Below are 17351 nucleotides of genomic sequence, written 5' to 3' on the forward strand. Positions count from 1 at the left end.
CGCCCATCGCTATGGCGCTGCAGCCAATACTCGAGCAGGGCAAGATGCCAGAGCTTGCTGCCCTGGATGCGGGTGTGATGCTGATCAGGGGCATCAAGGAGACAGTCAATGTATTCGCGCCGATAGAGACCTCGCTCACGACAGGCCTGCGCGTTGAGAATCTCGCGCATGAAGTCGAGGAAGGCGCCACGCACATACTTCAGCGCTGGCATCGGGAAATAACCCTTGGGTCGGTCGATCACCGCATCTGGCAACCGACCCCGTGCAATCGCTTTGAGCGGATACTTGCCACCATCGCGCAGGCGCAGCTCGGGCGGGCAACGGGCCGCCAACTCAACCAATTGATGATCAAGGAACGGCACCCGAGCCTCCAACCCCCAGGCCATGGTCATGTTGTCGACCCGCTTCACAGGGTCATCAACGATCAAGGTGGTCACATCCAGGCGTAGCACCGCATCGATGACCTCATCGGCCCCTGGCTCGGCGAGCCGCTCCACAATCATGGCTTCGGTATAATCTGGCCCAGAATAGGCTGGGGCGACCATCCGCAGGTACTCATCCTGATCGCGGTCGAAATAATGGCGGCGCAGCCGATCGACTGGCGCGCCCTGGGTCTCCGCAGCGATGCGCGAGTACCAGAAGTAGCCGCCGAAGACCTCGTCAGCGCCCTGACCGGACTGCACCACCTTGATCTCGCGCGAGACCTGCTCAGCGAGCAGATAGAAGGCGACCGCATCCTGCCCAAACATCGGCTCGGTCATCGCATCCACGGCCTCCGGCAGCCGGCGCAGCACCTCGTCGTTCGGCACCCGAAAGCGATGATGCCGGGTGCCAAAGTAATCAACGACCTGGTCCGAGTACTCGAACTCGCTGCCGGCCTCCTCGGGGGTATCTTCGAAGCCGACCGAGAAGGTATGCAGATCGCCAACACCGTGTTCGGCGAGCAAGGCGACCAGCAGGCTCGAATCGAGTCCGCCCGAGAGCAGGACCCCGACCGGCACATCAGCGATCTCACGACGCTTGCGCACCGCGGCCTCAAGCGCGTCGTGAATCGCCTCGATCCATTCGTCATCGCTCGTCGGCAATCCGGACTCAGTGGTGCCGCGGGTCGCCTCCAGCTGCCAGTAGCGCTGTTCGGTGCGACGCCCACCGGCCTCGATGCGCAGCCAGTGCGCCGGCGGCAGCTTGCGTACATCGCTGAGGATGGTGCGTGGCGCCGGCACCACAGCATGCAGCGTGAAGAGGTTGTGTAGCGCCACCGGATCGATACCCGCACTGACGCCGCCGGCGGCGACCAGCGCCTGCGTGGTCGAGGCAAAGCGCAGCCGGCCATTGGACTCGCTCCAGTAGAGCGGCTTGATCCCGAAGCGATCGCGGGCGAGGAAGAGCTGATGCCGGTTAGTATCCCAGATCGCGAACGCGAACATCCCATGCAGACGCTCGACACAGGCCTCGCCCCAGGCATGCCAGGCCTTGAGGATGACCTCGGTATCACCATCCGAGAAGAAGCTATAACCTCGGTCGCGCAGCTCGCGACGCAGCTCAGGGTGATTGTAAATCGTGCCGTTGAAGACCAGTGCGAGGCCCAGACCCTGGTCGACCATCGGCTGATTCGAACGCGCCGAGAGATCGATGATCGATAGCCGCCGATGCCCGAAGGCCAAGGCACCATCGCTGTAGCTGCCGCCATGATCCGGCCCACGCGGCTCTAATCGCTGCATCATCCGCTCGATCGCGCCCAAGTCTGCCGGCCTGCCATCGAAGCGCAGCTCTCCGCAGATACCACACATGAGCTCGCGTCCTCCGCCATTATTGTGCTTGCGGCCAAGCTCGGCACCTCTCCAGGCTGCGCTTCGCCACACCAAGTTCACCGGACGCGAACAGCATTCCCTTGATATCCCCTGTCTCGGGCCTACGTTTTTGTCGCAAGCAGTTCATTCACCCATCCCTAGCCCAACCGCCAGGAGACTCAGTATGGCACACGAACTTCCACCACTCCCTTACGAGAAGAATGCTCTTGAGCCGGTGATCTCGGCCGAGACGATCGATTACCACTACGGCAAGCATCACCAGACCTATGTCAACAACCTCAACAACCTGGTGCCCGGCACCGAGTTTGAGGGCAAAACGCTTGAGGAGATCGTCAAGTCAGCATCCGGCGGCATCTTCAACAATGCGGCCCAGGTCTGGAATCACAGCTTCTACTGGAACTGCCTCAGCCCCACCGGCGGCGGCGAGCCGAGTGGTGCTCTGGCCGACGCGATCAGCGCCAAGTTCGGCAGCTTCGATGAGTTCAAGAAACAGTTCAGTCAATCAGCGGCCACCAACTTCGGCTCTGGCTGGACCTGGTTGGTCAAGAACGACGACGGCAGCGTCGAGATCATGAACACCTCGAACGCCGGCACGCCGCTGACCGAGGGCAAGACCGCGCTCCTGACCGTCGACGTCTGGGAGCACGCCTACTACGTCGACTACCGCAACGCGCGGCCGAAGTACCTCGAAGCGATCTGGGACAAGATCAACTGGGAGTTTGTTGCCAAGAACTTCGCAGTTTAAAAGATTGACGCTCGGCCCGGCACGCCGCGGGCCGACGACACTCGAGATCACCGAAGCCAGACAAGCAGCAAAAGCCGACGGCTTAGCCTCCCGCTCGACTAAGCCTCGATCAGGTCCGCCCCAGGCATGTCTCGCCACCTATGTAATCGCAGGCTCAAGACATAAAAAAACCCTTCCGAAGAAGGGCTTTAAGATGGCTGGGGGACTAGGATTCGAACCTAGGTTGACGGAGTCAGAGTCCGTAGTCCTGCCGCTAGACGATCCCCCAAATGAGTCGTCTTCACACCGAGGTGTTGAGCTTACTAAACACTCGGAGCGAAGATCGATGCGCCGATTAACGCTTGGAGAACTGCGGACGCTTACGCGCCTTGTGCAGACCAACCTTTTTGCGCTCAACCTCACGGGCGTCGCGGGTGAGGAAACCAGCGCGGCGCAACGGCGAACGCAAGCGCTCGTCGTGCTCGACTAGGGCGCGTGCGATGCCGTGGCGGATGGCGCCTGCCTGTCCGCTCGAGCCACCACCGACGACGGTCGCGTTGATATCAATGCGATCGACCATGTCGACCGCCTCAAGCGCTTGCCGGACGAGCATCCGCGCGGTCTCGCGGCCAAAGTATTCATCGAGCGAGCGGCCATTGACGTTGATCTGCCCGGAGCCCGTGCTCAGGAACACGCGCGCCGAAGAGCTTTTGCGACGCCCTGTGGCGTACTGTTTTTCCATGGTTCAGGTTTCCGAGAGTCTGGTTTCCGAGAAACAGGTCTTTAGGGGATGGCTTAGCGCCTTTACCGGACACTCCAGCGCGAATCGCTAGATCTCGAGCGGCTGTGGCTGCTGCGCGGCATGGCGATGATTTGGCCCGGCGAAGACCTTCATCTTCTTGATCATCGCGCGGCCGAGCGGATTGCGCGGTAGCATGCCCTTCACGGCAAATTGAATCACCCGCTCCGGATGCTTATCCAGCATCTGCGCTAAGCTGGCCGAGCGCAAGTTACCGATGTATCCGGTGTGCCGGTAATACATCTTGTCCGACAGCTTATTGCCAGTCACCCGCACCTTCTCGGCATTGACGATGACTAGGTAATCGCCAGTATCGACATGCGGGGTGTAGGTGGGCTTATGCTTGCCGCGCAGACGGCGCGCGCACTCGCTGGCGAGCCGACCAAGCGTTTTGCCCTCGGCATCAATTAAGTACCAAGCTCGCCGAACTTCAGCCGGCTTTGCGCTTTGGGTTGTCATGGCGGTCGCTCCCAGCGAGTCGTCAGTAAAAAGATAGACCGCCTAGGATAAACAATCCTAGCGGCTGCCGCAACCATCTCGAGGCTCGAAATGGCATTAAATGTCTTCTGCTGTCATCACTAGCTCGCCCCAGCGCGCGAGCCGGTCGAGAATGGCGAGCGCCTGTGCATCGGCACTCCGCTCGGCGCGCAGGTTGGCGAGCTTGGCCTCATAGGCGTCGATGGTGATCGAAGCGCCAGCATCAGGCTCGGTTAAGCGCTCAAAGCGCCAGGCGTCCCAATCTTCGCGCTCTGGCTCGCTGAGCGTTTCAGGCCAGCTCCGCGCCCGCATCCGCAAGAGCAGGGTCGGCAAGCGCGCGTCTTCAAACCGCGGTTGCGCATCGGCCAGCTCAGATGGTTTCAGGCCCACGAGTTGGTCCATCAGTCGCCGATCCCGATCCGAGAAAAAGCCGCCAGTGTAAAGCATCTGCTCAGGATCAGTGGACGCCTGCCGAGCCGGCTCCGCGGCATAGGCCTGACGTAGGCGCTCGGCAATCTCGCCGCGATGCTCGATCGCCCGGGTCGCATGCGCGGCGACCTGTGCCGGATCGATCTGCCAGCGCTCTGCGGCCTGCGGCGTTAGGGTCTTTATCGGCGCCAGCATCGGTGCCCCGTTGATCTTGACGCCCTTGACCGGCAGGCGCTCAATCCCCTCGGGCAGATCCTCCCGGCGTGAAAACAACCGCTGTTGGAGCGCGTCGGGCGCCAGATCCAGAATTTGCGTCGGGTCCTGGCGCAAATCGAAGCAGATCACCGCATTCTTCTGGCTCGGGTGCGCCGCTACCTTGATCACCGGCGCGATGCAGCCTTGGGCCGCTGGATAACGCTGCGAGACGTGCAGCAATGGCTCGCCGGCCGCGAACAGGTCCGCCACATGGACCTTGTTGCGCAGCGTTAACGCATAGTCAAACAATCGCGGCTGCACGGTCTTGAGCCGTCGCGCCATGGCCAGGGTTGCACGCACGTCAGCCAAGGCATCGTGGGCGCCAACGTGCTCAATGGCATTGGCCGCGGTCAGCGCTTCGAGCTTGAACGAGGTCACGCCAGGCTCGCGCTCGGGCCATTCGATGCCCTCTGGCCGCAGCGCATGCGCGAGACGCAAGACATCGATCAGATCCCAGCGCGAATTCCCGTGCTGCCAGGCATGCGCATAGGGATCGAGCAGGTTACGGTAGAACAGCCAGTGATTGATCCGATCGTCGAACCGCAGGCTGTTATAGCCGACCGAACAGGTGCCCGGCATGGCCAGCGTTTGCTGGATAGTGCGCGCAAACTCGGCCTCGGGAATGCCTTGCTCAAGCGCCTGATCCGGCGTAATGCCGGTGACCAAGCAGGCCTCTGGCTGCGGCAGCAGATCAGTGGCCGGGCGCGCGAAGATGACCAGCGGCTCGCCGACTTCATTGAGGTCGGTATCGGTGCGCAGCCCGGCGAACTGACAGGGCCAATCCAACATGGGGTCGTTACCCCAGGTCTCGTAGTCGTACCAGTAAAAGGTCGCCGTCATGAGCGATAGCCGTTCCAGTTGACGGCGGGACCAAACAAGCCGGAAAACCTAGGGTTCATGGGCTTGTCCTTTTCCAGACATCATCAACCAGACCGCGGATGACACAGTTGGGCCAAACGCCCCAGGCGCAGGTCAAACCTTCTCTTTAATACGGGCAGCCTTGCCGGTAAGACCACGCAGATAATAGAGCTTTGCACGACGCACATCGCCCCGACGCTTGACGATGATGTCAGCGATGGACGGGCTGTGGGTCTGGAAGACACGCTCCACGCCCTCGCCGTGCGAGATCTTGCGCACCGTGAAGGCCGAGTTAAGCCCACGATTGCGCTTGGCAATGCAGACGCCCTCAAAGGCCTGCAAACGCTCACGATCGCCTTCCTTGACGCGGACCTGCACGACAACGGTGTCGCCCGGCGCGAATTCAGGCACCGACGGGCGCATCTGCTCTTGCTCGATTTGCTGAATGATATTACTCATGTCGTTACTCACTCTGTTCCGATCCGACGCGCGGCCGAGACCGTGACGCCTCCTGAAGATAGTCGTCAAGCAATCGCTGCTCGACCTCACTCATGCCTCGATGTTGCAACAACTCAGGACGCCGCTGCCAGGTGCGTCCCAAAGCCTGCTTTAATCGCCAACGCTCAATCGCCTGATGATCGCCGCTCAGCAGCACCTCGGGCACGCCGCGATCGCCAAGTTTCTCCGGTCGGGTGTAGTGGGGGCAGTCCAGCAACCCATTGGAATGCGAATCCTGACGCGCCGAATCCGCATGTCCAAGCACGCCCGGCAGGAGCCGGATTGCCGCGTCCATCACGACCATAGCCGCAAGCTCGCCGCCACTGAGGACGTAGTCTCCAATCGACCATTCCTCATCAACACAATCCTCGATCAGTCGCTCATCCACGCCCTCGTAGCGACCCGAGAGCAACACCCAGCCGGAGGCCGCACTGATGCGCTCAATCTGCCGCTGATCCAGGCGCTGCCCCTGCGGAGACAGGTAGGCAACGCGGCTCTGAACCCCCTCGGCAGCGGCCTCGGTCTTAGCTGCCTCAAGGGCTTGCCGTAACGGGGCATAACGCATCACCATTCCCGGCCCACCGCCATAGGGACGATCATCGACGGTGCGATGCGCATCCTGGGTGTAATCACGCGGCGTATGCAGATGGATACTGGCGATCCGCCGCTGCAATGCCCTCGCGACCACTCCCTCTTCGGTCAGCGCGGCGAATTGCGCCGGAAACAGGGTAATAATATCGAATCGCATCGCTTCCGCCTGCTCAGGCAGCGCTGCTGCCGTGGTCGCTAGAACTCAGGGTCCCAGTCGACCATCAAACGGCCTGCGTCGAAATCGACATCGAGCACGCACTGACCCCAGACGAAGGGCAGTAGGCGCTCTCGTTCCCCTCGCACCACCAAGACATCATTGGCGCCGGTCTCGATCAAGTGACTCACCTTCCCGAGCGACAGGCCCTCGCGTGTCTCAACCCTCAGCCCCTGCAGGTCGATCCAGTAGAATTCATCCGGCGACGGCGGCGGCAATTGATCACGTCGGATCAAGATCGCCTTGCCGGTCAAGGCCCGCGCTTGATCGCGGTCGTCATAACCTCGCAGCTGCGCAACGAGTCCTTTACCATGCGGTCGCCAAGCGACAACCTGCTGTTCCTCTCCATCAATCAGCCAAGGCGAGTAGCTGAAGATATTCTCGAGTGGACTTGTCTCTGAAAAGACCTTTAGCCAGCCGCGTACACCATAGACGCCGAGGATGCGACCAAGAACGATGCTGCCGGGTGCAGCCTGAGCCGACGCATCGGCGCTCCCGATCATTCCTTGCTCGCAGCCGGTCGCGGCAGCGATCAACGTCAGTGCTTAAGCCGCAACGGATGTCTCGGCATCCTTGGCCGCATCCTTGAGCAGCTTTGCAACGCGATCCGATGGCTGCGCGCCCTGGTCAAGCCAATGCTGCGCGCGCGCGCGGTCGACGCGTAAGCGGCTTTCACCACCGGTTGCGCAGGGATTGAAAAAGCCCAGGCGTTCGATGCAGCCACCATCCCGTGCCTTACGCATGTCGGTGACGACGATCTGATAGAAGGGACGCTTCTTCGCGCCGCCACGGGTGAGTCGAATCTTGACCATCGCTGTTGATCCAAAATGCTCGCGTTGAGAAAAACCGCTGCCACGGTCCATCGGCCCGACAGGGCACGAGGCTATTTCCACGTGGCGTAACACACCATTGTACCCGAGTGAACGACTACCGAAAAGACCCTTTAGGCGCCAAGATCGGCAAGGGTGGGCGGGTCAGGTGAACGCATTGCGGCGGCAGCCGCTGCGAACGAACAAAACGGGAGCCGGCCTGTAAGCCGGGTTCTGTCATGGACAGTCATTCATCTAGGACGCGGATCACTCCGCGCCTCAAGCGACCTACCCGGGAGCCCATGCGGGCCGCATGTCGCAGCCTAAGCCGCTTGCTCCTCTATTTGGTCTTGCTCCGGGTGGGGTTTACCCTGCCATCGCGTGTTGCCACGGACGCGGTGCGCTCTTACCGCACCTTTTCACCCTTACCGCCCGCTTGCGCGGGGTTGGCGGTTTGTTTTCTGCGGCACTTTCCGTGGGCTCTCGCCCCCCAGGCGTTACCTGGCACCCTGCCCGATGGAGCCCGGACTTTCCTCCGCCTAGCGCATACGCTAGGCCGCGACTGTCCGGCCGACTCCCGAAATTCAGTCTAGCCTCTCAGGGTCCAGCTGACCATGATCATTTTCGCACGAACTCATTTGCGAATTATGCGCACGAGCGCTTGCGCGCACCAGCGCACTGCCTGCGCACTGACAAGGGAGCCAGCCTCATGGCTCATCAGGCTTCGGTCTTGTCACGCGCAGCAAGTGCCGCTTTGTATAACTGATTACGCGCGCCGCCCGTGATCGCCGCCGTCAAGGCCGCGGCCTGCTTGAGCGGCAGCTCGGCTGCGAGCAGTGCCAACACCCGCAATTGCTCGGCGCGATCACGCTCATCCTCGCTGCGCAGATCACCTTCGATGAGGATCACCAGTTCGCCAAGCTGCTGTTCAGGGCTTGAGGCCAGGCGCTCGGACAGCGCCTGAAGGCCATCCACCAGAAAGGTCTCGAAGCGTTTGGTCAGCTCGCGGGCAATCACGGCACGTCGATCAGCGCCAAGCGCATCGGCCATATCGGCCAGGGTCGCCGCAGCCCGGCGCCCACTCTCGTAACAGATGATGGTCCCGGGCTCCTTGACAAAGTCTTCACACCAGGCCAGCCGCTGCGCCCGGGTGCGTGGTGGAAACCCAACAAAGAGGAAGCGATCGCTTGGCAGACCAGCCGCCGACAGCGCACAGATCGCCGCACAGGGCCCCGGGATCGGCTCAACGCGAACGCCTTGCTCGCGCGCCGCACGCACCAGTACGAATCCGGGATCGCTGATCAGTGGTGTACCGGCATCACTGATCAAGGCCACGGCCTCACCGGCCAGCAGGCGTGCCAAGAGACGCGGCGTTACCTGATCCTCGTTGTGCTCGTGAAAGGACAATAGCTCGCCCCTGATACCAAAAGCAGCGAGCAGAGGACGGCTGTGCCGGGTGTCTTCGCAGGCGATCACATCTGCTTCGGCCAGCACCGCCTTAGCCCGTGAGCTAATATCCTCTCGATTGCCGATCGGTGTCGCGACCACGTATAGTATTCCTGTCAAATCATCCCCCTAGCGGTTGGCCTCGTTGTTTTTATCTCACAAGTGTGCATGATGCCCGCACAACGCGCTCACCTCCTGCAGGGGACTGCGAGGCTCGGGCGCAGATACCTGGGCTCTCGACCCAGCCAACTGGAGGTGCTGGTGGCCTTATCGCGACTCGCCATTCTTGCCATTGTCAGTGGGATCAGCCTGGTCCTGAGCGGCTGCTTTTACACCAATGCAGCCCAGGTGCCCATGGCGAAAACCTACCCTTACAGCGAGCAGCAACGCATGCAAGCCGCCCATCATTGGCAGGTACTGGCCGAATATGAAGCGAAAGGCATTCTGCAGCAGCCTAATCTCAGAGCAATCCCGCTGTACCTGCCAGAGCAGACCGACCACACCAGCGGTGAATTCGCCCGTGGCTATCGATCGCTGCTCACCAGTGAACTTGTCTCGGGCGGCGCCATCATTAAGCATCGGCCAGGCCACGCCGCAACCCTCAACTTCAATGTCGAAGTGATCAACCACAGCGATCGCGGCTTCATTCGCCCCTACCCAGGGGCGATGACCTTGGCCGCCTTTGCCTCGGGTGTCTCCGTGCTCGTGGCACCATCGAGCAATGCGGCGCTGGCATTGATACCCCCAGTCGTCGGCGCTGATGTCACCAGCGGGAGTTGGTCATCGGTCAGTGATGAGGAGGTGATCATTACCACGAAGATCACCGATAACGAACGCGTCCTCTATTCGTCATCCAACATCTACTACATCAATCAGGGCGATCGCCGACACTATGCGCCTCACCGGGTCCCCAAACCGCCACCAGTCACCCGTGTTCCCCTGGATAATCAATGGTGAGCATGCGGCGGTGAAACCATCTTCAATCGAACATCTCAGGCGCGGCTGGCTCAGTCTGGTCACGCTCTTGTTCGCCTTGATGCTCGCTGGATGCCCCTCTGCACATGCACCTCAAGCGCGGGATACTCAACCTTGGGCGCCCGCTTCAAGCGTGTCTTTCTGGAGCGCCCCCCATGCACGGCATGCACGGGCCAATGACCCGGCGAGCTTATCCGCTGAAATCACGGCCGCCGCCAACCGATTAGTGAGCGTCAATCCACAGTTGCAGCACTATACGCCGATGATCGCGGCCACCTTCGTTGACATCAATGATCTGCGAGCATCTTCGACTTTTGGCCGCATGAGCTCTGAGCTCTTCGCCTCGGCCCTCTCTCAGGCCGGCATCCAGATGCGGGAGGTGAAGATGCGCGACAGTCTCTTCGTAGAGGCAAAGCTCGGTGAGCTTATCTTGACGCGCGAGATCAAGCGCCTCAACGAGGCCTATTCTGCGAACTCAATTCTTATTGGGACTTATGCAGTGGGCTCAAATCAAGTGTACATGAGCGTGCGCGTGGTCAAAAGCGCCGACGCCCTCGTGCTAGCAACCGCTGATTTCAGCCTGCCACTCAACAACAATCTGCGCACGATGCTAGGCGAGCGCGGTTGGTAATGTCACTGCCGCTCAAGCCCATCGCCTGCATCTCAGGAGTGCATGATGCCTAAACGCCCCGGTTCGCCGTTCCAACAACGGATGCCTGCCATCATCCAGCAAGACCATCCGCCTCTTCACGACCAGGCACGCAGCCGTACCGGCGTGCAATGGATTGCTCTGGGGTTGATCATCATCATCGGTTTTATCGCTAGCTGCGCGATAGACCCCGTCAAAGACGCTGAGCGCTTACTTGACACCCTGCCGCCAAATGCACTCGCCGAGGCTCGTCGGTTGGAGCGCGATCATCAACCCGTTGCGGCCGCCGACGCCTACCTTGCACTCGCCGAGACGACACCCCCGCCAGCGCGTCAACAACTTGAACTCGAAGCGGCAAGAACACTCCTGCAGGCGAGCGATGTGCAGCGTGCGAGCCGTATCCTGCTCGCACTCGATCAAGCGGCTCTCACCGCATCGCAGCGCCAGGCCGCCCTGCTGCTGCAGGCCGATATCGCACTGAGTCGCGGACGCGCGGAGGACGCGATCAGCGCGCTCGATCGCGTCAACCAGGGCACCCTGCCCGCAAACCTGAAGCAGCAGTATCTCGGTTCCCTCGCGGCCGCTTATCGGCTGAGCAAAGCGCCCGTTCGTGCCGCTGAAACGCTCGACCAACTAGACCGGCTGCTCGACTCACCCAAAGCGCGCCTGGATAACCAAGTCTCGCTGCTGTTCACCCTGACCAGTCTGAATAAGGCCAGTCTCGCGCAGGCCGAAAAGGCCTCCCAGGGGCGCATGCGCGGCTGGACGGAACTAGCAACGATCCTCGCTGGGCAGAGCAGACTCAGCCCCGAACTCAATGCCAGTCTCAAGGCATGGCAGCTCAAGAATCGCGCAGGCCATCCCGCGTTGGCCGAGCTTGCCGGGGCTTACTTCGCGACGCTCGCCGGCGGCTACGCGGAGGGTACCAAGGCACTCGTCCTGTTGCCGACCAGCGGCCAGTTTGGGGCGGCGGGAGGCGCCATCAAAGACGGCATCATGGCGGCTTACCAGGCCGATCGCAGTGGCACTCGCCCTCAGTTAAGCTTCGGCTCGGATAGCGCATCGGCCTATGCAAGTCGTATCGAGGACGGCGCCAACCTCGTCATCGGGCCACTACAACGGGCATCCGTCAGCGCGCTTGCCAGTCAGGGCGCATTGCCGGTCCCGACGTTGGCTCTCAACCGCATCAGCGGCGCAACCCCAGAGAACCTCTTCCAATTCTCACTGGCTCCGGAAGACGAGGCCTTCAACGTCGCCAATTATGCCTTCGCTGCCGGACTCAAGCGCGCAGCACTGGTTTATCCGCAGAGCGCTTGGGGAGCCCGGATGGCCGATGCGTTCCGCAGCCAGTGGCGGGCATTGGGCGGCACGCTGGTCGCGCAGCCAAGTTACGGCGCGATTCGCGACGCGGCTGAATCCCTGGCCGGCAGCGATGCGCAGGTCCTGTTCCTCGTCGCCACGACGAAGAACATAGCGGCACTCTGGGAGGCGCTCCAGATGTCGGGCGTCAAAGGCCCCGTCATCGCAACCTCACACGTCTATGAAGGCACTTTCAATCGCGCCCAAGATCCTGTCTTGGCTGGGCTCTATTTCGTCGATATACCTTGGCTGCTCGACCAGCAACGCTCCGATCAACTCTCGCGTCGGGCGCTGCAAGGAACCCTGGGCGACGTCAGCGGTCCCTTGGCAAGACTCTATGCCATGGGGATCGATGCCTATCGGCTTGCCCCGCGTGTCACCGAAATGAGCCAGCAACCCGGGACTTTCTTTCCTGGCGAGACCGGTGGGCTGAGCATCGACGCGCGCGGCCAGGTGCGCCGCCAATTAACGCTGGCGCGCTTCACCCGCTCTGGCATTGTCACCCTGGAGCGCATCAGTGATGACGCACCAGAAGCCGACGGCGATTGAGGCTGCGCGCAGCCCTCGACGAGCACGCAGGGCAAGGTATCAGGCTTGACCAAGAAGACGACGCCCTGGCGTAAACGGCTCGGCGACTATCAAGAGCAACAGGCGCGCCGTTATTTGGAGGATCAAGGCCTCTGCCATGTCGCCAGCAATGTACGCTGCAAGCGCGGCGAGCTGGACTTAGTGATGCGCGACGGCGACACCCTGGTGTTTGTCGAGGTTCGCTTTCGCGCATCGGACCGTTTTGGTGGCGCTGCGGCAAGCGTAGACCCGCGCAAACAGGCTCGCCTCGCGGCGGCGGCAGCCTATTATCTGCAACGCCATTCAATCCATCTGCCCTGCCGGTTCGACGTCATCGCCATCGATGGCACCGGCGCCATCCAATGGATTCGTCATGCCTTTGACGCCAGCGCTTAATCTGCTCCCCATGCTGCTGATCGCCCTGGCCGCCGGCCTTGCCCCGCTGCTGCAGGGCTGCGCACCGGCGGTCGTGGTCGGAACCGCCTACGGGGCGTCCGTGATCCATGAGCGCCGCACAGCCGGAACCATTCTCGACGACGAGATGATCGAGCTGAAAGCGAAGCACCTCTTCTACCAGAATCCCGAGATTGAACGGGCAAGCCGCATCGCGATCACCAGCTACAATTATCAGGTGCTGCTCACCGGCCAGGCCGACACCCCTGGGGTGAAAAAACAGTTCGCCGAGATCGTGAGTCGCATCCCGAAGGTCAGCAAGGTGTTCAACGAGGTGCACATCGGGCCGCGCATCTCACTCGCCCAACAGAGTCAGGATGCACTGATCAGCTCGCGTGCCAAGATCGCGATCGGTGGTGGCAAGGGCATTCAGGGATTCGACGCAACACGCGTCAAGATTGTCACCGAAGATGGCATCCTTTATCTGATGGGACTGGTCACGCGTGAAGAGGCCGACACCACCACCGAGATCGTGCGCCGACTGCCGGGTGTCGTCCGCGTCGTGAGGCTGTTCGAGTATATTGAGCCGACTTCGGCGTCGAGTCGCTCAGCAACGACCCATTCGACAGCCCGGACTGCCGCTGATGGCCATGACTAAGCCCGTCACTCAGGCCCTCGCGGCCATTGTTGGCCCTGAAGCCCTGCTCACCGACCCAGGCGATTGCTGGCCTTACGGTTACGATAATAGTCGCCGTCAGAGCCTGCCCGCGGCGGTCGCCTTTGTGACCAGCGCGGCGCAGGTCGAGGCCTTGGTCCAACTCGCGAACCAGCACGGCTTTCCCATCACGGCGCGCGGGCTCGGCACCGGCACTACCGGCGCCACGGTCCCGGAGCGCAGTGGTATCGTCGTCGCCTTCGAGCGCATGAACCGCATCCTGCAGATCGATCCGGCAAACCGAATCGCCATCGTCGAGCCCGGCGTGATCAACGAAACGCTACAGCGGGCCTTAAGCGAATACGGCTTCTTCTGGCCACCCGACCCCACCAGTGCTGCCGTCTGCACCATCGGCGGCAACCTCGCCTACAACTCGGCGGGGCCGCGGGCGGTGAAATACGGTACGCCGCGCGAGAACACGCTGGGACTCACAGCGGTGACCGGCAGCGGACAGCGCATTCGCACCGGTGTGCTCACCACCAAGGGGGTAGTTGGCTATGATCTAACACGGCTGATCATCGGCTCCGAGGGAACCTTGGCTCTGATCACCGAGGCCACCCTGAAGCTGACCCCGGTCGCCGAGGCGAAGCAGACGCTGCGCGCCACCTATCGCCATATTCACGCCGCCGCTGATGCGGTCGCGGCGATCATGGCGCAACCCATCACCCCCTGCGCGCTGGAGTTCATGGATGCGGCCGCGATCGACATGGTGCGCCAATACTCCGATCTCGGCGTCAGCGCCGACACCGGCGCGCTACTGATGATCGAGGTCGACGGACCGGCGGATTGCGTCTCAGCCGCCGCGGATGCCGTCGCCTCAGCGGCACGCAATCCTGGTCTGCTCGATCTGAGCGTCGCCCGCGATCAGGAGCAAATCGCCGCACTCTGGCGCACCCGCAAGGCCCTCTCACCGGCGCTGCGGCATGTCGCGCCGAAAAAGATCAATGAAGACGTCGTTGTGCCCGTCTCCAGGATCGCGACCTTTATCGATGCGCTGGAACAGCTCGCGGACACATATCGTATCCGCATTGTCAACTTTGGCCATGCCGGCAACGGTAATATCCACGTCAACCTACTGGTCAATCCGGATGACGCTGACGAGATGGCGCGCGCGGCAGACTGCCTGGCCGGCGTCTTCGATTGCGTCGTCGCCCTCGGCGGCACGCTCTCCGGCGAGCACGGCGTCGGACTCGAGAAGCGCGACTTCGTCGACCGCGAGATCGATCCCCCCGCGCTCGCGCTGATGCGCGCCATCAAGGCTCAGTTTGATCCGAGCGCTATTTTGAACCCAGGCAAGGGACTCCCGCTGGTCCCCAGCAACTCAGCAACGGCTCGATAACAGACCCCTATTAGCGCCGCCGCTGGCGTAGATATCCGCGGCTGCTTTGGTGGATCTGCGCGGAGGCGACATCATAGGCTGGCACACCATCTGGATAGAGCAGCGGCGCCAATTCCTGCAAGGCGCGCTCGTAGACACGACGCTTGAAATAGACCACATCCTGAACCGGATACCAGTAGCGCACCCAGCGCCAAGCGTCGAATTCAGGCTTCTCGCTCCGATCGAGACAGAAATCACCTTCACCGCAGTGCACCCGTAGCATGTACCAGACCTGCTTTTGGCCGATGCAGATCGGACCGCAGTGGCGCCGAATAAATCGTTTTGGCAAGCGGTAGCGCAGCCAGCCTCTGGTGCAGCCCAGGACTGTCACATGCCCCGGCAGCAGGCCAACCTCCTCCTCGAGCTCCCGATACATGGCCTCAAGCGGTGTCTCGTCGGACTTGATACCGCCCTGCGGAAACTGCCACGCATTTTGCCCGACCCGACGCCCCCAGAACAGGCGGCGGTCTGCATTGCTCAAGATAATGCCGACGTTTGGCCGGAAACCGTCCCCGTCGATCAAGTTGCTGTACCTTTTTGACTTTCGTTGGCATTCTTCCACAATCTGCCCAGCGGCTTCAAATCCTGTGAAGGGCCATCGAGACATCGCCTATCCCAAAACGGCACGTCTGTACGCTCAGCCTGTATGCTCAGTTTGTGCGCTTGAGCTTCTTGAGCATAGCGCCCGAATCAGACTGAGCGCTGGCAGTATCGAGCCAAGCGAGCGTCAAAATCGCGCTAAGGCCGGCCGAAACTGGGATAATCGCGGTTAATACCAAGACGCTTTCTGAGCCTAAATTCCGAGCCTAACCATGCCTCTTGCCCTCTTCGACCTCGACAATACGCTACTCGGCGGGGATTCGGATTATCTCTGGGGGCGCCATCTGGTCGACCTCGGTGTCGTCGACGCTGAGCATTACGAGCGCGCCAACCAACAGTTCTATGATGATTACCGCACCGGTCAGCTCGATATCGATGCTTTTCTACGCTTCTCGCTCGCCCCTCTCAGCCAGCATCCGCGCGAGCAGCTCGAGCAGTGGCGGGATGCCTTTGTTCGTGAACGCATCGAGCCAATCATGCTGCCCGCGGCAAAGGCCCTCGTCGAGCAACATCGAAGCATGGGTGATACCCTCATGATCATTACCGCAACCAATGCCTTTGTCACCGCACCCATTGCGGCAGGTTTCGGCATCGATCACCTGATTGCCACCGAGCCCGCCATCCACAATGGCCGCTATACCGGAGAGATCGTCGGGCCACCGGCCTTTCGCGAGGGCAAGGTTGAGCGTCTTCGCCAGTGGCTAACCACCCATGCCGCCAACCATGCCGAAAGCTTGCGCGGAAGCGTCTTCTACAGCGACTCGATTAACGACCTGCCACTGCTCGAAACAGTAGAGGTTCCGGTCGCCATCGACCCTGATGAGCGCCTGGCTGCCATTGCCCGCGAGCGCGGTTGGCCGATCCGATCACTGCGCGACTGACAACAGAGCACTGCCAGTAGTTGTCATTGATCCGTCACAGCAAGGCCACCGGATCGACATGCGCCTTCGTTAAACTGAGAAGTTACCCCGTTGCGATGGTCGGAGAGAACATGGGAGCGAGTGCATCTGCGCTGAGTATCAAACGCGGTGAGCGTCTTTTCGCTGAGCTGGCCGATTCCCCACAAGCGGTTCGAGAGGCACAAGCGTTGCGCTATCAGGTCTTTGGTGAAGAGCTTGGCGCTAAGCTCAAGGCTGGCGAGCATGGACTGGATGCCGATGAGTTCGACGCCTTCTGCGAGCATCTGTTGGTGCGCGAGACCAAGACCAAACGCGTCGTCGGCTGCACCCGACTGCTCAGCACCCAGGGCGCCGAGCGCATCGGCCGTTTCTATTCCGAGAGCGAGTTCGAGCTAGGCGCCATCCCCTCGTTGCCCGGCCAGTTGTTGGAGCTTGGCCGAACCTGTGTCTCACCTGAATGCCGTCACGGCTCGGTCATCGCGGTGCTGTGGTCCGGCGTGGCGCATTACATCCAGCAGCACCGGGTCGACTACCTCTTCGGCTGCGCAAGCGTCCCCCTAGGCGAGAACGACTGCCAGGCCGCCGCCATCATGAACCGCCTGCGCCGACAGGCCATGGCGCCGAAGGCATTTCAAGTCATACCGCGAGTCCCACTACAAACAGGCGGTAATCTGACAGAGATCCTCGATGCGCCGCTCCCAGCATTACTCAAAGGCTATGTCCGTTTGGGCGCCCTTGCCTGTGGTGAACCCTGTCGAGATCCGGATTTTGAGGTCGCTGACGTCCTCATGCTGCTCGACATGCGCTCAGTCAATCCCAGTTATGCGCGACATTTCTTGGAGCGGATCTAGCCCTGAACCTCTAGGCGGGACTCTCTAGATGTGAGCATATAGTAGCGACTCCAT

At 61.4% G+C, this 17351-nt stretch carries 19 protein-coding genes, 1 tRNA gene and 1 other RNA gene; 9 read left to right on the plus strand and 12 right to left on the minus strand.

Annotated features, from left to right (window positions below; all coding sequences use genetic code 11):
- On the minus strand, positions 1-1790 hold a 1790-nt coding region (locus VBE63_RS10895), incomplete at its 3' end, for an N-acetylglutaminylglutamine amidotransferase (RefSeq protein WP_323683053.1).
- Between the two features lie 184 nt (positions 1791-1974).
- Between VBE63_RS10895 and VBE63_RS10900 the strand changes: the two genes are divergently transcribed.
- On the plus strand, positions 1975-2556 hold the full coding sequence (locus VBE63_RS10900; protein WP_323683054.1) for a superoxide dismutase: 582 nt from the start codon (positions 1975-1977) through the stop codon (positions 2554-2556).
- Positions 2557-2750: 194 nt separating this feature from the next.
- Here the strand turns inward: VBE63_RS10900 and VBE63_RS10905 are convergent.
- The 10 genes from VBE63_RS10905 to rsmI all read right to left on the minus strand — a co-directional run bounded on the left by VBE63_RS10905 (position 2751) and on the right by rsmI (position 9013).
- A tRNA-Gln gene (locus tag VBE63_RS10905) sits at positions 2751-2824 on the minus strand.
- 66 nt (positions 2825-2890) lie between these two features.
- Positions 2891-3277, minus strand: a complete 387-nt coding sequence (rpsI, locus tag VBE63_RS10910; protein WP_323683055.1) for a 30S ribosomal protein S9 — start codon at positions 3275-3277, stop codon at positions 2891-2893.
- An 87-nt stretch (positions 3278-3364) separates the two neighbouring features.
- Positions 3365-3793 (minus strand): 50S ribosomal protein L13, encoded by a 429-nt coding sequence (gene rplM, locus VBE63_RS10915; protein WP_323683056.1) that lies wholly within the window; start codon positions 3791-3793, stop codon positions 3365-3367.
- 96 nt (positions 3794-3889) lie between these two features.
- The gene (gene sbcB, locus VBE63_RS10920; protein ID WP_323683057.1) at positions 3890-5335 is read right to left on the minus strand and encodes an exodeoxyribonuclease I; all 1446 of its coding nucleotides are present in this window, start codon (positions 5333-5335) and stop codon (positions 3890-3892) included.
- A 132-nt stretch (positions 5336-5467) separates the two neighbouring features.
- Entirely contained in the window at positions 5468-5812 is a 345-nt protein-coding gene (gene rplS, locus VBE63_RS10925; RefSeq protein WP_323683058.1) for a 50S ribosomal protein L19, read from the minus strand.
- Between the two features lie 4 nt (positions 5813-5816).
- Complete coding sequence (gene trmD, locus VBE63_RS10930; protein ID WP_323683059.1) at positions 5817-6599, minus strand: tRNA (guanosine(37)-N1)-methyltransferase TrmD; 783 nt, start codon at positions 6597-6599, stop codon at positions 5817-5819.
- A 38-nt stretch (positions 6600-6637) separates the two neighbouring features.
- Complete coding sequence (rimM, locus tag VBE63_RS10935; protein WP_323683060.1) at positions 6638-7159, minus strand: ribosome maturation factor RimM; 522 nt, start codon at positions 7157-7159, stop codon at positions 6638-6640.
- A gap of 42 nt (positions 7160-7201) precedes the next feature.
- On the minus strand, positions 7202-7468 hold the full coding sequence (rpsP, locus tag VBE63_RS10940; protein ID WP_323683061.1) for a 30S ribosomal protein S16: 267 nt from the start codon (positions 7466-7468) through the stop codon (positions 7202-7204).
- A 204-nt stretch (positions 7469-7672) separates the two neighbouring features.
- Positions 7673-8043, minus strand: an RNA gene (gene rnpB / locus VBE63_RS10945) — RNase P RNA component class A.
- Between the two features lie 139 nt (positions 8044-8182).
- A complete protein-coding gene (rsmI, locus tag VBE63_RS10950; RefSeq protein ID WP_323683062.1) occupies positions 8183-9013 on the minus strand; it encodes a 16S rRNA (cytidine(1402)-2'-O)-methyltransferase in 831 nt (276 codons plus the stop codon).
- Between the two features lie 159 nt (positions 9014-9172).
- Between rsmI and VBE63_RS10955 the strand changes: the two genes are divergently transcribed.
- From VBE63_RS10955 to VBE63_RS10980, 6 genes are all read left to right on the plus strand, one after another.
- A complete protein-coding gene (locus VBE63_RS10955) occupies positions 9173-9868 on the plus strand; it encodes a hypothetical protein (RefSeq protein ID WP_323683063.1) in 696 nt (231 codons plus the stop codon).
- Between the two features lie 151 nt (positions 9869-10019).
- A complete protein-coding gene (locus VBE63_RS10960; RefSeq protein ID WP_323683064.1) occupies positions 10020-10517 on the plus strand; it encodes a FlgO family outer membrane protein in 498 nt (165 codons plus the stop codon).
- Positions 10518-10562: 45 nt separating this feature from the next.
- Entirely contained in the window at positions 10563-12443 is a 1881-nt protein-coding gene (locus VBE63_RS10965) for a penicillin-binding protein activator (RefSeq protein ID WP_323683065.1), read from the plus strand.
- Positions 12444-12488: 45 nt separating this feature from the next.
- Positions 12489-12857 (plus strand): YraN family protein, encoded by a 369-nt coding sequence (locus tag VBE63_RS10970; protein ID WP_323683066.1) that lies wholly within the window; start codon positions 12489-12491, stop codon positions 12855-12857.
- A complete protein-coding gene (locus VBE63_RS10975) occupies positions 12835-13512 on the plus strand; it encodes a BON domain-containing protein (RefSeq protein WP_323683067.1) in 678 nt (225 codons plus the stop codon). Before VBE63_RS10970 ends, VBE63_RS10975 begins: the two co-directional genes overlap by 23 nt.
- Positions 13499-14908, plus strand: a complete 1410-nt coding sequence (locus VBE63_RS10980; protein WP_323683068.1) for an FAD-binding oxidoreductase — start codon at positions 13499-13501, stop codon at positions 14906-14908. Before VBE63_RS10975 ends, VBE63_RS10980 begins: the two co-directional genes overlap by 14 nt.
- A 10-nt stretch (positions 14909-14918) precedes the next feature.
- Here VBE63_RS10980 and VBE63_RS10985 read toward each other — a convergent pair whose 3' ends face one another.
- Positions 14919-15470 carry an RNA pyrophosphohydrolase gene (locus tag VBE63_RS10985; protein ID WP_323683069.1) on the minus strand — a complete coding sequence of 184 codons (552 nt, stop codon included), beginning with the start codon at positions 15468-15470 and terminating at the stop codon, positions 14919-14921.
- A gap of 289 nt (positions 15471-15759) precedes the next feature.
- Between VBE63_RS10985 and VBE63_RS10990 the strand changes: the two genes are divergently transcribed.
- Together VBE63_RS10990 and VBE63_RS10995 are read left to right on the plus strand one after the other, a co-directional pair.
- Complete coding sequence (locus tag VBE63_RS10990) at positions 15760-16428, plus strand: HAD family phosphatase (protein ID WP_323683070.1); 669 nt, start codon at positions 15760-15762, stop codon at positions 16426-16428.
- A 110-nt stretch (positions 16429-16538) separates the two neighbouring features.
- Positions 16539-17297, plus strand: coding sequence for a GNAT family N-acetyltransferase (locus VBE63_RS10995; RefSeq protein ID WP_323683071.1), 759 nt, complete (start codon positions 16539-16541; stop codon positions 17295-17297).
- Positions 17298-17351 lie beyond the last annotated feature (54 nt).

The organism is Lamprobacter sp., assembly GCF_034860625.1.
Classification (GTDB): Bacteria; Pseudomonadota; Gammaproteobacteria; order Chromatiales; family Chromatiaceae; genus Lamprobacter.

Excerpts from the sequence above, each read along its gene's own strand:
- VBE63_RS10900 (WP_323683054.1), top strand. The coding sequence starts at position 1,975 with ATGGCACACGAACTTCCACCACTCCCTTACGAGAAGAATGCTCTTGAG.
- rpsI (WP_323683055.1), bottom strand. The coding sequence starts at position 3,277 with ATGGAAAAACAGTACGCCACAGGGCGTCGCAAAAGCTCTTCGGCGCGC.
- rplM (WP_323683056.1), bottom strand. The coding sequence starts at position 3,793 with ATGACAACCCAAAGCGCAAAGCCGGCTGAAGTTCGGCGAGCTTGGTAC.
- sbcB (WP_323683057.1), bottom strand. The coding sequence starts at position 5,335 with ATGACGGCGACCTTTTACTGGTACGACTACGAGACCTGGGGTAACGAC.
- rplS (WP_323683058.1), bottom strand. The coding sequence starts at position 5,812 with ATGAGTAATATCATTCAGCAAATCGAGCAAGAGCAGATGCGCCCGTCG.
- trmD (WP_323683059.1), bottom strand. The coding sequence starts at position 6,599 with ATGCGATTCGATATTATTACCCTGTTTCCGGCGCAATTCGCCGCGCTG.
- rimM (WP_323683060.1), bottom strand. The coding sequence starts at position 7,159 with ATGATCGGGAGCGCCGATGCGTCGGCTCAGGCTGCACCCGGCAGCATC.
- rpsP (WP_323683061.1), bottom strand. The coding sequence starts at position 7,468 with ATGGTCAAGATTCGACTCACCCGTGGCGGCGCGAAGAAGCGTCCCTTC.
- VBE63_RS10965 (WP_323683065.1), top strand. The coding sequence starts at position 10,563 with ATGCCTAAACGCCCCGGTTCGCCGTTCCAACAACGGATGCCTGCCATC.
- VBE63_RS10975 (WP_323683067.1), top strand. The coding sequence starts at position 12,835 with ATGCCTTTGACGCCAGCGCTTAATCTGCTCCCCATGCTGCTGATCGCC.
- VBE63_RS10980 (WP_323683068.1), top strand. The coding sequence starts at position 13,499 with ATGGCCATGACTAAGCCCGTCACTCAGGCCCTCGCGGCCATTGTTGGC.
- VBE63_RS10990 (WP_323683070.1), top strand. The coding sequence starts at position 15,760 with ATGCCTCTTGCCCTCTTCGACCTCGACAATACGCTACTCGGCGGGGAT.
- VBE63_RS10995 (WP_323683071.1), top strand. The coding sequence starts at position 16,539 with ATGGGAGCGAGTGCATCTGCGCTGAGTATCAAACGCGGTGAGCGTCTT.